This window comes from Sporosarcina pasadenensis, assembly GCF_047228845.1.
GTDB lineage: Bacteria > Bacillota > Bacilli > Bacillales_A > Planococcaceae > Sporosarcina.
The window spans coordinates 13,074-30,143 of the sequence record NZ_JBFEGM010000018.1 but is presented as its reverse complement, the minus strand read 5'-3'; the positions used below and the strand labels follow the sequence as shown (position 1 = coordinate 30,143).

The window sequence follows — 17,070 nt, the reverse complement described above, 5'->3', positions numbered from 1 at the left end:
AATGATTATCGGTATTGTCCTTTCCATCATCATTTTGCAGCGGATCATTGAACTGTTCATTGCGAAACGGAACGAAAAATGGATGAAAAGCCAAGGCGCCTTTGAAGCGGGCTCATCTCATTATCCATATATGGTCGCGATGCACATATTCTTTTTTATCGCTCTCATTACCGAAGTATTATTCTTCCAACGCCAACTGTCCGCAATATGGCCGATTTGGTTGGCAATATTTTTGGCAGCGCAACTACTTAGGATTTGGTGTCTCACTTCATTAGGGAAGTTTTGGAACACGAAAATCATTGTCCTTCCGAATGCTCACGTCGTTCGAAAAGGACCGTACAAATGGCTCCGCCATCCGAATTACATGATTGTCGCTACCGAGCTGCTCGTATTGCCGTTATTATTCAATGCCTTTATTACCGCAGTCGTCTTTTCACTCCTCAATATTTGGATGATGTCGGTGCGGATACCGACAGAGGAACAGGCGCTTCGAAAAGCTACGAATTATACGGAAGAATTTCAGTTGAATAAATGACAAAACACCGAGGGGCAGTCTCCTCGGTGTTTCTTTCTGATCGTTTCAATTAAGCCAGACATAGAGTTCAGGCGGTTGCTGTCTATCTTCAGGCGGTCTGAATGTGTTTTCAAGCGGTTCCAGTCAACCTTCAGGCGGTCGGGATGAGATATCGGGCGGTCCGGACAAGTTTTCAGGCGGTTGCCAACCATTTTCAGGCGGTAAAAATTTCACATCTATGTCTGAACCCCTCAAGAAATACGTGTCAATGTCTTCCCCATATACCCGAACAAAATCGTCAAGATCGGCGATAACAGGCAGAAGAATGCGAACGGCAAATAGTTGATTGTCGAAACGCCTAACACATTCGTTATGAAAATACCGCACACACTCCATGGAACGAGCGGATTTACAACCGTCCCCGCATCTTCCATAACCCGGCTCAAGTTTTTATTCGTCAGGCCGACTTTCTCGTATTGTGTTTGGAACGCTTGCCCTGTCAATAGAATCGATAAATACTGTTCGCCGATCAAAACGTTGATGCCGATCGCTGTCATAGCGGAAGCCATAATGACTGAAGAAACTTTCTTCAACAACATTTCAATCTGCGCCAGCAAGCTTTGAACAATCCCTAATGTGAACAACAACCCACCCATGCTGAGCGCCAATAACACTAGAGCAACTGTGAACATCATGCTTTCCATGCCGCCACGCGTCAGCAAAGCATCAACATCCTCCACACCTGTCGAAGAGACGTACCCACTGAACAAAATCCCAAACACTTGTGAAAGTCCAATGCTTTGATGTAGGAATGAAAGGATGACTGCGATAGCTGAGCTGATCGCTAACGTAAGGAAAGCGGGCACCTTTGCAATCGTCAATACAAATAGAGCGACGAGCGGAATGACTGTGTACCAATGGATCATCCCTGTTTCAAGCAGTGTTTCTTGAAACGTTGCAATCTTATCGAACTCCCCTGTCGTCACGTCCGGCGATATTACACCGAAAACAATCAATGAAATGATGAACGCTGGGATCGTCGTCCATCCCATATTGCGGATATGCTCGAAAAGATCGACTCCTACAATCGATGAAGCAAGGTTCGTCGTATCTGATAACGGCGACATCTTATCGCCAAAGAACGCACCTGAAACGATAGCACCCGCCGCAATCGGCAACGAAAGTTCAAGGACACTGGCCATCCCGATGAACGCCACGCCGACAGTCGCCACCGTGGTCAGGGAGCTTCCAATCGAGACGCCGACGATAGCCGTGACGACGAAAACAATCGCAAAAAAGAATGTAGGTGTAATTAAGTGAAATCCTGCGTAAATTAACGTAGGAATCGTCCCGCTCATCATCCAGCTACTTATAAGGATGCCGATGAAGAAAAAGAGAAAGACCGCTCCCATGCCGGCCCCCGCCCCTTCCACCAATCCTTTTTCAAGCTTTTTGAAAGGAATCCTTTTCAGAAGGCCGTATCCGATCAACAATAATATTGATAGTAGAATCGGTAAATGAGGGACGGATTCGAATTTTATTATACTTACACTGATCATCGCCACGATGCCGAAAACGAGTAAGGCCGATTCCCAAAACGCAGGCGAATGGATCGCTTTTATTTGAAACATAATGCACTCCTCCTAGTATTTATCATGAACACAAAAAACTCCTTCCATCCCTTGGATAAGGGACGAAGGAGTTCTCCGCGATACCACCCTGATTGACGACAGGCAAGCCTGCAGTCCACTTCATTTCGATTGGAGAAAAACTGTCGGTGTACTTCATGCCTGCTGCTGCCTGAATTTGCACTATCCATTCAGTCTCTTTTTGCTGCCCACAACAGGATTACTATGTCGACTCTCCGTAACGTATTCGTTTCAAATGTTGAATGATTATGTTTGTATATTACCAGCCTTGCGGGATAAGTCAACAGTCCATCGGTCCGATTTTATAAATCAAATAAAAAAAGTTGCCATACCCGTTGCATAAACGGGTATGGCAACTTACGTATCCTATTCTTCCCAGCCGTAAACTTTTCGGTTCCAATGGCGATGTGCAGCGACTGCAGTAATAAAGTTGTCGGCAAATGCACCATCATTCGCGTTCATAATGATCCCCGGCCCCACATCAGCGTCAGACGCTTCGAAAAACACTTTTCCAGTGGATGCGATGCCGATCGTCTTGTAATGCTTATATGCCTCATTGATGAAATCGACAATATCCATTGTAAATTTCTTCATATTGTCCGCTTCGCCACCAACTACATAAATTGCATCGTATAACGTTGGATGGACAGTCAAAAAGGTTTCATCGATTTCAACGGCCAAATCGTTTTCACCGTATCGGACACCGAATTTCTCTCCAACGAGGTCGACATTCATTCCCGCCCTCAAGCACGATGAGACGAGTGATTCGACTTCATCCCCATCGAATCCGCTTCCGATTAGGATTGCGACTTTGCGGGTGTCTGGCAGCATCGTTGTCGTCATTTGACTTAAGACAGGAGATGATTCCGTGACAGGTGATTCTTTAGCTTCTGTCGGGAATTGTGCACCTACGGCTTCAGCGACAGCCGTTGCCAACCCAACATCCACATTTGCAAACATATCTACGACTTGCTGTCTGACACTCATGCTCTTCACCTTACCGACTTCGAAACTGAAGGCATCTACGATATGCTTCTTCTCGGTAAGTGACATACTGTTCCAGAAAAGCTTCGCCTGTGAAAAATGGTCCGCGAATGATTCACTGCGCGCTTGAATTTTTCGGCCTTCGACTTTTTCTTGATAGTGGGCATAACCGCCTTCCTCCTCGGTTGAAACGGAAGGGGTATTATCCGCCAATGAATTTTTATGGTAGCTCACTTGGCCGACATTGATTGTCTGCCTGCCGTACCCATCGCGCTGGTTATTATGGAATGGACATACAGGACGATTGATCGGGAGTTCGTGGAAATTCGGTCCTCCCAATCTGATAAGCTGTGTATCCGTATACGAGAATAATCGCCCTTGTAATAATGGGTCGTTCGTGAAGTCGATGCCTGGCACGACATTACCAGGATGAAACGCGACTTGCTCGGTTTCCGCGAACACATTATCCACATTGCGGTTCAATGTCATCTTACCGATGATTTTGACGGGCACTTGCTCTTCTGGCCATATCTTCGTCGGATCTAAAATATCGAAGTCGAACATGAATTCATCTTTCTCTTCGATAAGCTGAACGCCCAATTCAAACTCGACGAAATCTCCACTTTCAATCGCTTCCCATAAGTCTCTCCGATGGAAGTCGGGATCTTTACCGTTGATCTTTTGGGCTTCATCCCAAACTAATGAATGCACACCGAGTTTCGGCTTCCAGTGGAACTTCACAAAATGCGCAATTCCCTCTTCATTTACGAAACGGAACGTATGCACACCGAAGCCTTCCATCATCCTGAAGCTTCTCGGGATTGTTCGGTCGGACATATGCCACATGATCATATGTGCCGATTCCTGATTGTTTGCAACGAAATCCCAAAATGTGTCGTGCGCGGAAGCCGCTTGCGGCATTTCATTATGCGGCTCAGGTTTGACAGCGTGAATTAAATCCGGGAACTTAATGGCGTCCTGGATGAAAAACACGGGAATATTATTTCCAACGAGGTCATAATTCCCTTCTTCCGTATAAAACTTCACGGCGAATCCACGGACGTCCCGCACCGTCTCACCGGATCCACGGCTACCTGCAACGGTTGAAAACCGTGTGAAAACGGGAGTCTTCGAACCTGGCTCTTGTAAGAAAGCTGCTTTCGTATATTTTTTCATCGACTCATATAATTCGAACTCCCCATGGGCTGCATAACCTCTTGCATGGACGACCCGCTCAGGAATCCGTTCATGGTCGAAATGAGTCATCTTCTCACGGAAATGGAAGTCTTCCATAAGGGTCGGTCCCCGGTATCCGGCTTTTAGTGAATGTTCATCCTCCGAGATTTTCAACCCTTGATTCGTCGTAATTTTCTTTCCTTTGTCGAGTGATCGATAATGTTCCAATTGTTTATCCTTGCTGTTGGCATCTACGGAATGGTTTTTATCCATTTCATTTCCTCCATTCGGTATTAGTAGTCTCCTACTCTATTCCCGTCTAGAGATTCCCCAAACAAACAGCAAATTAGCAAAATTGGCCGATGACAAATCCTACATAAGCTAGAAGGGATCCGAGTCCGAATGTCCAAATACTATAGAGAATCGCTTCCTTTCTTTGGCCGCTCTTCCATAACTGAATCAATTCTTTCATTAGCGTTGAGAAAGTCGTAAGGGCGCCAACCAAGCCGGACACTAGAAAGACTGTCCACAGCTTCGGCAATTCCAAGCCGAGTAGGAGACCGATCAGCAAAGAACCTGTCATATTGACGGCCAATGTCCCTCTCGGTATCCCTTCCTCTTTATTCATCCTTGCAGAAATATAAAATCTCAGGATTGCTCCGATAAACCCTCCTGCACCGATGACAATCGCTTCGACAACTGTCATACACTCACCATCCTGTTGCCTATCCGAAAGCCGTATAGACCTACGGCAAGCCCCCCTACAACACTAACGGTAAAATACAAGGCAGCATGCATAGCTTGACCATTTTGAATGAGGCTCACCGTCTCCATACTGAATGCGGAAAATGTTGTAAAGGAACCTAAAAGCCCTGTCGTTAAAGCAGTTTGATGCTGCTGATCATCTGTAATCCGTTGAATGACACCTGCACTAAGAAGACAAAGGATGAATGTCCCGAGTAAGTTGGCAGTCAGTGTCGCCAAAGGAAAATCCGATGACCCGTTAAAAAACCTTCCGATCCCTACACGACAAACTGCCCCTACAGCTCCGGCAATTCCGACAAGAAGGGCTTGTTTCATAGCTCCACCTCTTTCAATAGACGGCGAGTTAAAATCGTTTCTAGCAGTAGCTGCTTTTCAGTCTCTCCGAATTGGATTCGTATATTCTCCTCACCGATTTCTTTGATGACCCCTCTTCCAAACACACGGTGCATAACGTGCATGCCGACAGATAATTCTTTTCTCTCACTTAGGCCATCCGGATCCGGCAACGTTGATAAATCTACCGCCTTCAACTTCTCGTTGCTCTTCTCTTCCGGCTTCATTAATATCCCCCGAACTTCATTCAAAAATCTCGAATCCTCTTTCGTCTTCCCATTCGCCTCCCGGTAAGAGAGCAATTCCAATCGTTCTTGTGCCCGAGTCATCCCGACGTAAAACAGCCGCCTTGCCTCTTCCAGCAACATTGGGTCCGTTTCGTCCTCTTCGGATGGAATAACCCCTTTCACTAAGTCGATCATGAACACACGCCTGAATTCCAACCCTTTTGAGCTATGGAAAGTCGATAATGTCAATGCATTTGCAGGCGGATTGAATTTCGCCTGCTGAACGGCTTGTTCCAGTTCTTTTAAGCGATTTGCAAAATCGACCATTGTCCTTACTTGTGAAGCGATTCCTTCAAGAGTATCCAAAATGCCAAGAAGATGATCAATCCGATAGCCGAATTTCGCCGCCCGGCTTTTCAACGCTTCCTCATATTCAAGCTCATAGCGGATAATCCGGATGATTTGGGCTGGCCGCATATCCGGAATTCTTTTGTAGACGTCGATGAAAGTATCCAATTTTTCAATTTGGCTGCCCTTCAATTGTACAGATTGGATGAACGCCTCAAAAACATTTCCGGAAGTCGTTTTATTCATGAACTTGGACAACATATCTCTTGAAATGAACAAGTTCATTTTCATGGCAATTTTCGCAAAAACATCTTTCCGCTCCATATTGAAGCTAAGTCGCATGAAGTTTAAAACGTCTTCAACGACCCAATGGGAAAAGAATTTGTCATCCGCGTCTTTCATATAGAAAGGGATTCCCCTCCGATGAAGTTCGTTGACATAGAGTGTGGAAGAAGCGTTATTTCTGAATAAAACAGCGACTTCATCCAAATTTTGCTCATCCAATAATTCATACGTAACATATTCCAAGAGCCGTTTCGGGTCCTCGAATTGTTTCATGACAATCGGTCCTGTTTCGGTATTGTCCGTCCTCATTTCTTTCCTATATCTGTGCTTGTTGCGTGTAATGAACTTAGCTGCGGTTTCGACGATTTCTTTTGACGAACGGTAATTCTGCTCCATCCTGAGCAATTTCGCATCCGGGTATACTTGCTTGAAGTTCAGCAAATAGGCAGGATCTGCTCCTCGCCACGTATAGATCGATTGATCGTCATCCGCCACGACACATAGATTGCCGTGGTGCGCAACAAGGTGTTCGACGATTCGGTGTTGAACGAGAGAGGTATCCTGGCTTTCATCTGTCAAAATGTAGTCATACCGGCTGCGGAACTGCTCGGCAAGTTGTTCATCCAGACGTAACGCCTGTTCCGCGATGGATAACATATCATCAAAGTCGAGGAGGAGATGTCCTTTCGTCTTAGATTTGAATTGTTCATAAGTAAGTGCAATGGAACCAGCTTTTTCAAAAGGCCCTGGAACTTGCTCCCACTCTTTGAAAGGAATCATCCTGTTCTTCAAATAACTGATAAATGTCGATAATGAGGTCAATTCATCTTCAGTACCATCGTCCCGAAGCACTTCTTTATATAGGCGTTTCAGCAAAGTGGTTTTCGTGAGAGGCTGTTTCTGATTCCCTCTCCCACCACCTTCGATCAATTCGAATGTGACGCCCGTCTTTTGCAAGTACGTGCGTGTAATTGTAAATGCGAGGCTATGAATGGTCGAAAAATCGACTGGGGAATGCTGGGGGAAAAATCGCTTGAACCGTTCTGCCATATCGAGCGCCGACGCCCGGCTGAACGTGATGGCTTTAATGCGTTTCGGATTTACATTCTTCTCCTCGATCAAATAGCCGATCCGCATAATCATCGTTGTCGTCTTCCCCGATCCGGGACATGCTAATAAAAGCAATGGACCGTCCAAATGCAAAACGGCATTCTTTTGGACGTCGTTCAAGTTTATATGTAGTTCGTTCTTTTTCCTTGTGAAAAAATCAGTCATTGCTTAGGTGCTCCTTCTTCTAACGATGTTCTTAATTTACCATACGAACGCACATTTTGTAGAATTTACGCCCGTGAAAAAGAAACAACCTCTGCAATTTACGCAGAGGTTGTCAATTAAAAGCCGCCTGACTCAAGCCTATCGTTTTGAATATCCACTTTTTCCTTCTTGCTGCCCATATAAGCTGTGGAGGCGACTTCGTTCGTATGCCGTTGTTCGTCGGTATACTCGGTTCCCGCCATTTGGGCTCTGTTCGTATTGTCTTTGTTGCTGTTTTCTTTCTCGTTCTTTGCATCTCTAGACAAGACAATCGCTCCTTTTAAGGTAGTCTTTATAGGAATACCCGAAAGGAGAATTGTTAATCATGCAGTTTATTTAGGGATTCCAATTGAATTGAATGGATAAAACCTGAAACCGACCTTTCCTACGACAGATTCCTGATCGATACAGCCGATTGCACGGCTATCTGTGCTGTTCCTTCGATTGTCACCTAAAACGAAAAGTTGTCCTTCCGGCACAGTGACTTCAAAGTCCTCCGTCAATTTTTGATCATTGAAAAGCCGTTCCTTATTTGCTTGGATATATTCCTCTTCATACTCTTTCCCGTTAATGAAGAGCTTGTCGTCTTTCATGACAACCGTATCCCCCGGAAGGCCGATCACTCGTTTAATGTAATCTTCTGTTGATCCCGGCGCATGGAAGACTACAAGATCGAAATGATCAAGCTTATGGATTTTTGAAATGATGACACGATTCTCTGATTCAAATGTCGGCTCCATCGATTGGCCGGATACGATGACCGGTGAAAATAGGAAGTGACGAATGGCGAATACGAGTACGCAAGCGACTACAATGGCTTTTATCCATGACATAATTTCAGAAGTTGTTTCTTTCTTCATTTGAAAGCCCCCGATCTTACAATTTATAGTATATTTATTTCCGCTCCGGGCGGACGCTTTCCGCGGGCGAGCGGCAAGCCTCCGGGGTCTCACCTGTCTCGCTTTCCCGCAGGAGTCGCCGCCCTCCGCTCCAATATTAGAATAAAAATCAATCACAAAATATTCTTCATATGCATAAATTTAATTCAACTTAGATAATACAATCTATTAAATTATGATTAGATTTAAAACCAACACTTAATAACATAACTTCAATACTGCTTCAAGCTCCGCCTATTTTTGCAGATGGGCGGTGCAGTTGAATAGCTGGCAAAGATTTTTGTCGTCATTGAGCTCGACGATTGTTAATGATGTGTTATCTAAACCTTCCTCATAAACGGTATCTGTTACAAGTTCGTTCAGCATCCGCTTAATGAAGCTGCCATGGCTGACGACCAACACCCTTTTGCCGGCATGCTTGTTTCTGATTTCGGCTAGAGATGCCATTCCGCGGGAGACGATGGACTCATGCGGTTCAAACCCCATGTCTAGCTGTCTCCAATCTTTCCCCCACTTCTCGATGCGCTCCGCCTCAGTAGTACCTTCAACCATCCCGCCGCCAACCTCGCGCAATCGCGCATCCTCCACAAGTTCAACACCCGGCAACTTTTCAGCTATGAATTCCGCAGTGTTCTTTGCTCTTTTTAAATCGCTCGTATAAATGACATCCCACTGCTCCGTGGACAATCTGTCAGCTATGCGCTTCGCCATCTCAATTCCCTCATCATCCAAAGGAATATCGGAACTGCCTTGAGCTCTCCCTTCCTTGTTCCACGCAGTAACACCGTGCCTGACAAACCCGATCACCGTCATACTAACCACTCCCCCTTTTGGTCTTTGAATCAAACAATATAGCCGAGCGAGCGAAGCACATTGTTCATGAATGATTCAATGTACAAATAGACTTCCTCTCTCTCAGGCTCTTGATAAAGATCGTGGTACAGCCTTTTCCATTCCTTATAATGAAATTCGGAAAGTTGTTGTTTCAACAACCATCTTTTCGCATAGGAAATATCCGTAATTTTATCTTCTCCACCTGTATGGAGCAGGATAGGTGTATCGAAAACACTTTCTTCATGGTACATGATCGCTTTCATCATTGAATGCATTTCACGATACCAAGATGTGACGACTACGGAGCTATAGTCCCGATCGTTCTGAAATTCTATATACATATCGGTGTTCCGCGTCAGTAATTCAATTGTAATGTCATGGTTCAATTTCATGGAACTCGACAGCTTTGTCAGCACTCCTGAAAACTTGGATGGCTGGTGTTTCATGGAGAGCCAAGGGGAGCTGAAAATGAAGCCTGCACATTCCAGTTTCTCACGTTGCAATATATGCATGACAATCGTCGCGCCAAGCCCGTGTCCTAGTACGAATAACGGCAAATTATCATGCAACGCAATATCAATCATTTTTTTCACATGGTCTACATACGACTCGAACGGTTCATCATGGATCTTTCTCCCGCTTTCAGAACCATGCCCTGGCAAATCGGTCGTGACGACATGGAAACCTCCGTTTCGAAGCTTTTGGATGAGCCACGCATACCTCCTGTGATGTTCGTATGCATTATGGACAATCGCTATTACCGCTTTCGGCTGTCCTTCCGCTTCCCATTTCCACATGGCACTCACCCCCCTTTATGTAAATGAAAGTTTTATGTTACGATAAATTATACATGATTTTTAGAAAAGAGGAGACGTTCATGATTTATTCATACAACGGAAAAACGCCAAAAATTCACCCATCCGTCTATGTCGCGGATTATGCGACGATTACAGGTGATGTAACGATTGGGGCAGACAGTTCGATTTGGTTCAGTTCGGTCATCAGGGGCGATGTAGCACCGACAATTATCGGTGAACGTGTCAGCATCCAAGACTTGAGCTGTCTTCACCAAAGTCCAGGCAAGACGTTATTGATTGAGGACGATGTGACAGTCGGCCACAAAGCTCTTCTACATAGTTGTGTTATCCGAAAAGGCGCACTCATCGGAATGGGGGCTATCATTTTAGATGGCGCGGAAATCGGCGAGGGTGCATTCATCGGGGCCGGAAGCCTCGTTCCTCCCGGTAAGAAAATACCGCCTGGCTGCCTTGCTCTCGGCTCGCCTGCAAAAGTCGTCCGTGAATTGAATGACGATGACCGAGCGGATATGGAACGAGTTTTGAACAGCTATGTTGAAAAAGGCCGGATTTATAAGGATTTGCAGAAGTAAAAATCTGTTCGGCGCGGGTGCTGTCCAAATGGGCAGCACCGATGATCCCGAGTATCACTAAACCTCTAATAGCGATACAAGAACGCTATCCCCTCTTTTTGTATAATTAGTATAAACGCTTTAAAGCCCATAAAGTTCTCGTTCCACTCAAAAAAGTAAAAAAGGAAGCATGGATTTCTCCACTGCTTCCTCGATTTTACATTATTAAACAGTCAGTCCTGCTTTGGCGATCAATTCTTCCGCTTTGTCCGTCTGCTCCCAAGGGAGTTCCACGTCAGTGCGTCCGAAATGGCCATATGCCGCAGTCTGCTTATAGATTGGACGGCGCAGGTCAAGCATTTTAATGATGCCTGCTGGGCGTAGATCGAACAGCTCACGTACAATTTCAACAAGCTTCTCTTCTTCGACTTTGCCTGTACCGAATGTATCGATGGAAATCGAAACCGGCTTCGCAACACCAATCGCATATGCGAGTTGAACTTCACAGCGATCCGCTAGGCCTGCAGCTACGATGTTCTTCGCAACATAGCGCGCCGCGTATGAAGCCGAACGGTCCACTTTCGTTGCATCTTTTCCGGAAAATGCGCCGCCGCCATGACGCGCATAGCCGCCATAAGTATCAACGATGATTTTCCTTCCTGTCAAACCGGCATCCCCTTGTGGTCCGCCGATGACAAAACGGCCTGATGGGTTGATGAAGTATTTTGTTTCTTCATCTAATAATTCCGCTGGGACAACTGGGTTGATTACATGATCTTTAATGTCTTGTTGAATCTGTTCGAGCGTAATGTCAGGATGATGCTGTGTTGAAATGACAATCGTATCAATCCGTACAGGACGGTTGTCTTCATCATATTCCACAGTCACTTGCGTTTTTCCATCCGGACGCAAGTAATCGAGAGTATCTTCTTTCCTCACTTGCGCAAGTCTGCGTGACAGCTTATGGGATAAACTGATCGGCATCGGCATAAGCTCCGGTGTTTCATTGCAAGCATAACCGAACATCAGTCCTTGGTCTCCCGCCCCGATCGCTTCAAGCTCCTCATCCGTCATTGTCCCTTCACGTGCTTCCAGTGCCTGATCGACACTCGCCGCGATATCAGCCGATTGTTCGTCGATTGACGTCAACACAGATGACGTCTCCCAGTCGAAACCGAACTTCGCGCGCGTATAGCCAATTTCCTTCACTGTGTCCCGTACCACTTTCGGGATATCAACATACGTAGTCGTTGTAATTTCCCCGATAACTAAAACGAGTCCTGTCGTAATTGTCGTTTCACAGGCTACGCGTGCATTCGGGTCTTCCTCTAGAATAGCGTCTAAAATGGCGTCTGAAATCTGATCGCACATTTTGTCCGGATGTCCTTCAGTTACCGATTCCGAAGTGAATAATCGGCGATTTGTCATTGTAGTTTCCTCCTTAACGGCTTGCAAATATTGATACGGTACTCTGTTTGTCCCAGTAAGTTCAGCGCCTAGAGAGTCGACGTCAACATACACAAGGATTAAGGGCCTCATAGAATCAATAAAAAAGCCCTTCGCTCACGTAAATATACATGAGGAAAGGCATAATTTCAAAAGCAGCACCTTTCACTCTTATCGTCCAAGGCATTCCACCTTGCTCCAGGTTTGGCACCTTCTCGCGGCCAAAATGGTCCACGCAGGTTGCCGGGCTTCATAGGGCCTGTCCCTCCGCCAGCTCGGGATAAGAGTATCCGTTCAATTAACAATCCTACGAAAAAGTTTGCACTTTGTCAAACCTTTTTAAACATATATACTTGAGTTTTTAATTAGTATAGATTATTATTCTAAATGTGTTATACTATTTAGGAAATGTGATGATACCCACCAATGTGGGATTATATGCAAAGGACGGTACGAATAAAATGATTTCAGCTAAAATTGAAAACGGATTACACGAGTTACTTTCAGGCAACAACGTAAACATACAGCCTTCAGTGGCGGAATTGGTTGAAAAAGCGACTTCCCGTGGAGAAGCGAAACTTTCCGCAGACGGCGCACTTACTGCCGAGACAGGAAAGTATACTGGCCGTTCGCCTGAAGATAAGTATATTGTCGAAGAAGATTCTTCTAAAGACAAAATCGACTGGGGCAAAGTGAACCGCCCGATTTCACCTGAAATCTTTGACTCATTATATAATAAAGTTCTTAACCATTTAAAAGCAAAGGAAGAGCTATTCGTATTCAAAGGCTTCGCAGGAGCTGACAAGAACTCTCAGCTTTCAATCCAAGTCATCAATGAATTCGCATGGCAAAACCTATTCGTTCATAACTTGTTCATCCGCCCTACCGCAGAAGAGTTGAAGACGCATGAAGCGCAATTCACAGTTATTGCAGCTCCGACGTTCAAAGCGGATCCTGCTGTGGATGGAACAAAATCCGAAACCTTCATCATTGTATCACTTGAGAAGCGCATTGTGTTGATTGGCGGTACAGAATATGCTGGAGAAATGAAAAAATCGATCTTCTCCGTCATGAACTACTTGCTGCCTGAACGTGGAATCCTTTCCATGCACTGCTCGGCAAACGTCGGTGAAGATGGGGACGTAGCTCTATTCTTCGGCCTTTCCGGCACAGGTAAAACGACGCTTTCAGCAGATGCTGACCGTAAGTTGATCGGTGATGATGAGCACGGCTGGTCCGATCATGGCGTATTCAATATCGAAGGTGGCTGCTACGCGAAAACGATCAATCTCTCACAAGAGAAAGAGCCTGAAATTTACGGAGCAATCCGTTTCGGTTCGGTCTTGGAAAACGTTGTTTTAGATGAGAAGACGCGCAAGCCAGATTACGACGATAATTCATTGACTGAAAATACGCGTGCGGCATATCCAATCCATTATATCGACAATATTGCAGTGCCTTCAGCTGCCGGACATCCAAAGACAATCGTCTTCTTGACTGCAGATGCATTCGGCGTATTGCCTCCGATTTCAAAATTGACGAAGGAACAAGCGATGTATCACTTCCTGAGCGGTTTCACTTCGAAGCTTGCAGGAACTGAGCGTGGCGTCACTTCACCTGAAGCTACTTTTTCAACTTGCTTCGGTGCCCCTTTCCTACCATTACCTGCAACGGTTTACGCGGAAATGCTCGGGAAGAAAATCGATGAGCATGATGCACAGGTCTTCCTTGTCAACACAGGATGGACTGGTGGAGTTTACGGCGTAGGTCAGCGTATGGCACTGAAACATACACGCACAATGGTCCGCGCAGCACTTGCCGGCAAATTGAACGATGTTGAGTTTGAACAGAATGCTATTTTCGGTCTGGCTATGCCAAGAGCGATTGACGGTGTTCCGACTGAAGTGTTGAACCCTCGCAATGCTTGGAGCGATCCAGCAGCTTATGATACAAAAGCGAAAGAATTGGCAGATCTATTCCGTGAGAACTTCAAAAAGTTCGGTCACGTTTCGGAAGAAATCACTAAAAAAGGCGGACCAATCGCCTAATAAATTAGAATTTAAGATCCAGGTGCGATTATGCACTTGGATCTTTTTATTGTTGTTATCCTGCAATGTTTTCTCTCTCCCGCAAAAGTCGCCCCAATATTGGCATGCATAGAACGAGTGGTTCTGCAAACAATGAAATGAGGAAATACAATAAGGGAGAGTAGATTATGACAACTGCCTATAAAGGTACGAATAAATTGATCACAGGTATTGTGTTTGGGGTATTAACGTTTTGGTTATTTGCTCAGGCAATGGTAAACGTTATTCCTGCAGTTCAATCTGACCTAGGAGTTTCTTCAAGTACATTGAATATCGCAATTAGTTTAACTGCGTTATTCTCTGGTATCTTTATCGTAGCAGCTGGTGGTCTTGCCGATAAACTGGGGCGGAAGAAACTGACAAACATTGGGCTTATATTAAGTATCATCGGCTCCCTTTGTTTAGTGTTTGCAACCGGATCATTCTTACTCATTGTCGGCCGGATTATTCAAGGTATATCAGCCGCCTGTATTATGCCAGCAACGATCGCCTTGATGAAAGCATATTTCGAAGGGGCTGAACGCCAACGAGCACTTAGTTACTGGTCAATCGGTTCTTGGGGTGGTTCTGGTGTTTGTTCCTTATTTGGTGGAGCAGTTGCAACATATTTGGGATGGAAATGGATTTTCATTTTCTCCATTATCTTTGCAGTTCTTGCCTTGTGGTTAATTAAAGACACACCTGAAAGTAAAGCAAAACAAACAGGAAGTTCCAAGTTTGATGTTAGCGGTCTAATTGTATTCATCATCACAATGTTGGCGTTGAATATTTTCATCACACAAGGTGATAAACTTGGTTGGACCAACTGGGTTACAATCGTATTGATAGCCGTTGCAGTTGTTGGCGCTTTTGCCTTTATTAAAGTTGAGAACGGCAAAGAGAACGCATTAATTGATTTTAAATTATTTAAAAACATGCCGTATACAGGGGCAACTATTTCAAACTTCTTGCTAAATGCTGTTGCTGGAACGCTTGTCGTTGCAAATACGTACGTACAAGAAGGTCGAGGATTTACATCTTTTCAATCAGGTATGCTTTCCATCGGATACTTAATTGTCGTACTATCCATGATTCGCGTCGGAGAGAAGATTCTTCAAAAAGTCGGCGCAAAAAAACCAATGGTTTGGGGTACTATATTTACACTCGTCGGGGTTGGTGTGATGGGTCTAACGTTTTTACCGGATCTCGCCTATACTGTCGTCGTATTTATAGGTTTTGCTGTATTCGGATTTGGGTTAGGAATTTATGCGACCCCTTCCACCGATACTGCCGTCTCAAATGCACCGGATGAAAAAATTGGTGCCGCTTCAGGAATTTATAAAATGGCAAGTTCCCTCGGTGGAGCTTTTGGAGTCGCGATTTCAGCTACTGTATATGCGGTGATTTCAGAAAATAGCGGGGTGCATGCCGCAGCAAGTGGAGGTATTATCGCCAACGTCATTTTTGCCGCAATCGCATTGATCTCAATCATCTTCCTTGTTCCAAATAATGCAGGGAAAAGCGTAGCGAAATAAGGGTGTGTATCGGGGTTGTCGGGAGCTATATTTTCTAGACAACCCCTTCACATGAAAAAAACAACCAAGACGGTTGTTTTTTTGTTAGGCTCTATTCATTCCCCTGCCTTCTCATCCAATTACACAAATCCCGGACGATTTGTGCATTATGTGCAGGAGGGAAATAATGATTATAGTCGGGGAAATACCAAGTCTCGTACTTTTTTTCCTTCTCACGTAAAGCGTCCTCAAGCAAAATCGCCTGCTCGAAAGAAACATTATCATCCTTCATGCCATGGATAATCAAAACTGGAGCTGTAATTTCATCCACTCGGAATAAAGCTGTCCGCTCACGATACGCATCCGGCATACTATTCGGAGTGCCGCCAATTACCCGCTTCATCATCCTGCGCATATCTTTTCGTTCATTATATGTAAAGATGACATCCGAGACGCCGGCCCATGTTACAACTGACGAAATATCCTCACGCAAAATCGCTGTCCAAAGCGCCATGATGCCTCCACGGGAGAAAGCATACAAATGGATGCGGTCCTTGTTCACCCTCGGGCTCTGCTTCAGAACTTCAACGGCATTGACCGCATCTTGCCGATCAGCTCCGGCAAATTCATCACGGCCTTCCCCACCTCTGTTGCCGCGATAATAAGGAGCAAATACGACAAAGCCTTGTGAAGCGAATTGGGCAATCCTTGCAGGACGGACCATGCCGACATGCTGCATGCCCCCGCGCAAGTAGATGATCCCTTCATAGTTCCCTCCACTTGCCGGTTCAGCTAGCAATCCCTTCACTTTAAACCCATCCGACCAATACGTTAATTCTTCTAGACGGATATTTGGGTTCGGTGATGGATAATCCCTTCTGTACAAAATAGCTCCATTAGGAAACATTTGCATCCACCCACTTCCGTATTTCCGCCATCCCGGCATCTTTCATATGAAAACTCAACTCTTTGCAGCTAGCCAATTCTTGATCGGTCAACCACAAAGCGCCTTCCGTTTCGAATAACTGGGGATTTTCATCGATGTTGGACACTTTCCCTGTAAAAACAGCCTTGCAAAATGTCACATTGCTCATGACGACGTATTCAGCAAATTTAACAAGATCAGTAATTGTCACACCTGTTTCCTCTATCGTTTCACGTATCGCGGCTTCTACAATCGTTTCACCGTCTTCCGCCTTGCCTCCGGGAAATTCAATGCCTCGAACGGAATGGCGAGTAACGAGCCATCTCTCCTCGTGCTTCAATACAACAAGCACATGTCTCGCTTCCATGCCGAATCGATTCTTACCGAAAGTCAGCTCGACATGCGCTCCTTGTAAATCTTTA

At 45.2% G+C, this 17,070-nt stretch carries 16 protein-coding genes and 1 riboswitch; of the genes, 4 read left to right on the top strand and 12 right to left on the bottom strand.

The window, feature by feature from the left end:
- The first annotated feature begins 1 nt into the window (after window position 1).
- Complete coding sequence (locus tag AB1K89_RS17100) at window positions 2–535, top strand: isoprenylcysteine carboxyl methyltransferase family protein (protein WP_413055903.1); 534 nt, start codon at window positions 2–4, stop codon at window positions 533–535.
- A 230-nt stretch (window positions 536–765) separates the two neighbouring features.
- Here the strand turns inward: AB1K89_RS17100 and nhaC are convergent, their stop codons facing one another.
- The 9 genes from nhaC to AB1K89_RS17055 form a co-directional block, all read right to left on the bottom strand.
- Entirely contained in the window at window positions 766–2,145 is a 1,380-nt protein-coding gene (gene nhaC, locus AB1K89_RS17095; RefSeq protein ID WP_413055902.1) for a Na+/H+ antiporter NhaC, read from the bottom strand.
- Window positions 2,146–2,529: 384 nt separating this feature from the next.
- Window positions 2,530–4,596, bottom strand: a complete 2,067-nt coding sequence (locus tag AB1K89_RS17090) for a catalase (RefSeq protein ID WP_413055901.1) — start codon at window positions 4,594–4,596, stop codon at window positions 2,530–2,532.
- 73 nt (window positions 4,597–4,669) lie between these two features.
- Window positions 4,670–5,029 carry a fluoride efflux transporter CrcB gene (gene crcB / locus AB1K89_RS17085; RefSeq protein ID WP_413055900.1) on the bottom strand — a complete coding sequence of 120 codons (360 nt, stop codon included), beginning with the start codon at window positions 5,027–5,029 and terminating at the stop codon, window positions 4,670–4,672.
- Complete coding sequence (locus AB1K89_RS17080; RefSeq protein WP_413055899.1) at window positions 5,026–5,403, bottom strand: fluoride efflux transporter FluC; 378 nt, start codon at window positions 5,401–5,403, stop codon at window positions 5,026–5,028. The genes crcB and AB1K89_RS17080 overlap by 4 nt, the downstream gene beginning before the upstream one ends.
- The gene (locus tag AB1K89_RS17075) at window positions 5,400–7,556 is read right to left on the bottom strand and encodes an ATP-dependent helicase (RefSeq protein WP_413055898.1); all 2,157 of its coding nucleotides are present in this window, start codon (window positions 7,554–7,556) and stop codon (window positions 5,400–5,402) included. Before AB1K89_RS17075 ends, AB1K89_RS17080 begins: the two co-directional genes overlap by 4 nt.
- A gap of 116 nt (window positions 7,557–7,672) precedes the next feature.
- Window positions 7,673–7,861, bottom strand: coding sequence for a hypothetical protein (locus tag AB1K89_RS17070; protein WP_413055897.1), 189 nt, complete (start codon window positions 7,859–7,861; stop codon window positions 7,673–7,675).
- Between the two features lie 66 nt (window positions 7,862–7,927).
- Complete coding sequence (gene lepB / locus AB1K89_RS17065; RefSeq protein WP_413055896.1) at window positions 7,928–8,455, bottom strand: signal peptidase I; 528 nt, start codon at window positions 8,453–8,455, stop codon at window positions 7,928–7,930.
- Between the two features lie 273 nt (window positions 8,456–8,728).
- Window positions 8,729–9,307, bottom strand: coding sequence for a histidine phosphatase family protein (locus tag AB1K89_RS17060; RefSeq protein ID WP_413055895.1), 579 nt, complete (start codon window positions 9,305–9,307; stop codon window positions 8,729–8,731).
- A gap of 29 nt (window positions 9,308–9,336) precedes the next feature.
- Window positions 9,337–10,125: an alpha/beta hydrolase gene (locus tag AB1K89_RS17055; RefSeq protein WP_413055894.1), complete on the bottom strand. Its 789-nt coding sequence runs from the start codon at window positions 10,123–10,125 to the stop codon at window positions 9,337–9,339.
- Between the two features lie 80 nt (window positions 10,126–10,205).
- On the opposite strand from AB1K89_RS17055, the gene AB1K89_RS17050 reads away from it, so the two are divergent.
- The gene (locus AB1K89_RS17050) at window positions 10,206–10,718 is read left to right on the top strand and encodes a gamma carbonic anhydrase (protein WP_413055893.1); all 513 of its coding nucleotides are present in this window, start codon (window positions 10,206–10,208) and stop codon (window positions 10,716–10,718) included.
- A gap of 204 nt (window positions 10,719–10,922) precedes the next feature.
- On the opposite strand, the gene metK is transcribed toward AB1K89_RS17050, so the two are convergent.
- Entirely contained in the window at window positions 10,923–12,125 is a 1,203-nt protein-coding gene (gene metK / locus AB1K89_RS17045) for a methionine adenosyltransferase (protein ID WP_413055892.1), read from the bottom strand.
- Between the two features lie 186 nt (window positions 12,126–12,311).
- Window positions 12,312–12,430: riboswitch (SAM riboswitch) on the bottom strand.
- Between the two features lie 174 nt (window positions 12,431–12,604).
- Between metK and pckA the strand changes: the two genes are divergently transcribed.
- Both pckA and AB1K89_RS17035 read left to right on the top strand, forming a co-directional pair.
- The gene (gene pckA / locus AB1K89_RS17040) at window positions 12,605–14,191 is read left to right on the top strand and encodes a phosphoenolpyruvate carboxykinase (ATP) (RefSeq protein WP_413055891.1); all 1,587 of its coding nucleotides are present in this window, start codon (window positions 12,605–12,607) and stop codon (window positions 14,189–14,191) included.
- 164 nt (window positions 14,192–14,355) lie between these two features.
- Window positions 14,356–15,744, top strand: a complete 1,389-nt coding sequence (locus AB1K89_RS17035) for an MFS transporter (protein ID WP_413055922.1) — start codon at window positions 14,356–14,358, stop codon at window positions 15,742–15,744.
- A 91-nt stretch (window positions 15,745–15,835) separates the two neighbouring features.
- Here AB1K89_RS17035 and AB1K89_RS17030 read toward each other — a convergent pair whose 3' ends face one another.
- Window positions 15,836–16,630, bottom strand: a complete 795-nt coding sequence (locus tag AB1K89_RS17030) for an alpha/beta hydrolase family protein (protein WP_413055921.1) — start codon at window positions 16,628–16,630, stop codon at window positions 15,836–15,838.
- Window positions 16,620–17,015 (bottom strand): NUDIX hydrolase, encoded by a 396-nt coding sequence (locus AB1K89_RS17025; protein ID WP_413055890.1) that lies wholly within the window; start codon window positions 17,013–17,015, stop codon window positions 16,620–16,622. Before AB1K89_RS17025 ends, AB1K89_RS17030 begins: the two co-directional genes overlap by 11 nt.
- Window positions 17,016–17,070: the final 55 nt, after the last annotated feature.

Bases quoted from the DNA above. Each gene is read 5' to 3' on its own strand.
- pckA (WP_413055891.1), top strand. From the start codon at position 12,605: ATGATTTCAGCTAAAATTGAAAACGGATTACACGAGTTACTTTCAGGC.
- AB1K89_RS17055 (WP_413055894.1), bottom strand. From the start codon at position 10,125: ATGTGGAAATGGGAAGCGGAAGGACAGCCGAAAGCGGTAATAGCGATT.
- metK (WP_413055892.1), bottom strand. From the start codon at position 12,125: ATGACAAATCGCCGATTATTCACTTCGGAATCGGTAACTGAAGGACAT.
- nhaC (WP_413055902.1), bottom strand. From the start codon at position 2,145: ATGTTTCAAATAAAAGCGATCCATTCGCCTGCGTTTTGGGAATCGGCC.
- crcB (WP_413055900.1), bottom strand. From the start codon at position 5,029: ATGACAGTTGTCGAAGCGATTGTCATCGGTGCAGGAGGGTTTATCGGA.
- AB1K89_RS17030 (WP_413055921.1), bottom strand. From the start codon at position 16,630: ATGTTTCCTAATGGAGCTATTTTGTACAGAAGGGATTATCCATCACCG.
- lepB (WP_413055896.1), bottom strand. From the start codon at position 8,455: ATGAAGAAAGAAACAACTTCTGAAATTATGTCATGGATAAAAGCCATT.
- AB1K89_RS17050 (WP_413055893.1), top strand. From the start codon at position 10,206: ATGATTTATTCATACAACGGAAAAACGCCAAAAATTCACCCATCCGTC.
- AB1K89_RS17060 (WP_413055895.1), bottom strand. From the start codon at position 9,307: ATGACGGTGATCGGGTTTGTCAGGCACGGTGTTACTGCGTGGAACAAG.
- AB1K89_RS17080 (WP_413055899.1), bottom strand. From the start codon at position 5,403: ATGAAACAAGCCCTTCTTGTCGGAATTGCCGGAGCTGTAGGGGCAGTT.
- AB1K89_RS17025 (WP_413055890.1), bottom strand. From the start codon at position 17,015: ATGGAAGCGAGACATGTGCTTGTTGTATTGAAGCACGAGGAGAGATGG.
- AB1K89_RS17090 (WP_413055901.1), bottom strand. From the start codon at position 4,596: ATGGATAAAAACCATTCCGTAGATGCCAACAGCAAGGATAAACAATTG.
- AB1K89_RS17075 (WP_413055898.1), bottom strand. From the start codon at position 7,556: ATGACTGATTTTTTCACAAGGAAAAAGAACGAACTACATATAAACTTG.
- AB1K89_RS17100 (WP_413055903.1), top strand. From the start codon at position 2: ATGATTATCGGTATTGTCCTTTCCATCATCATTTTGCAGCGGATCATT.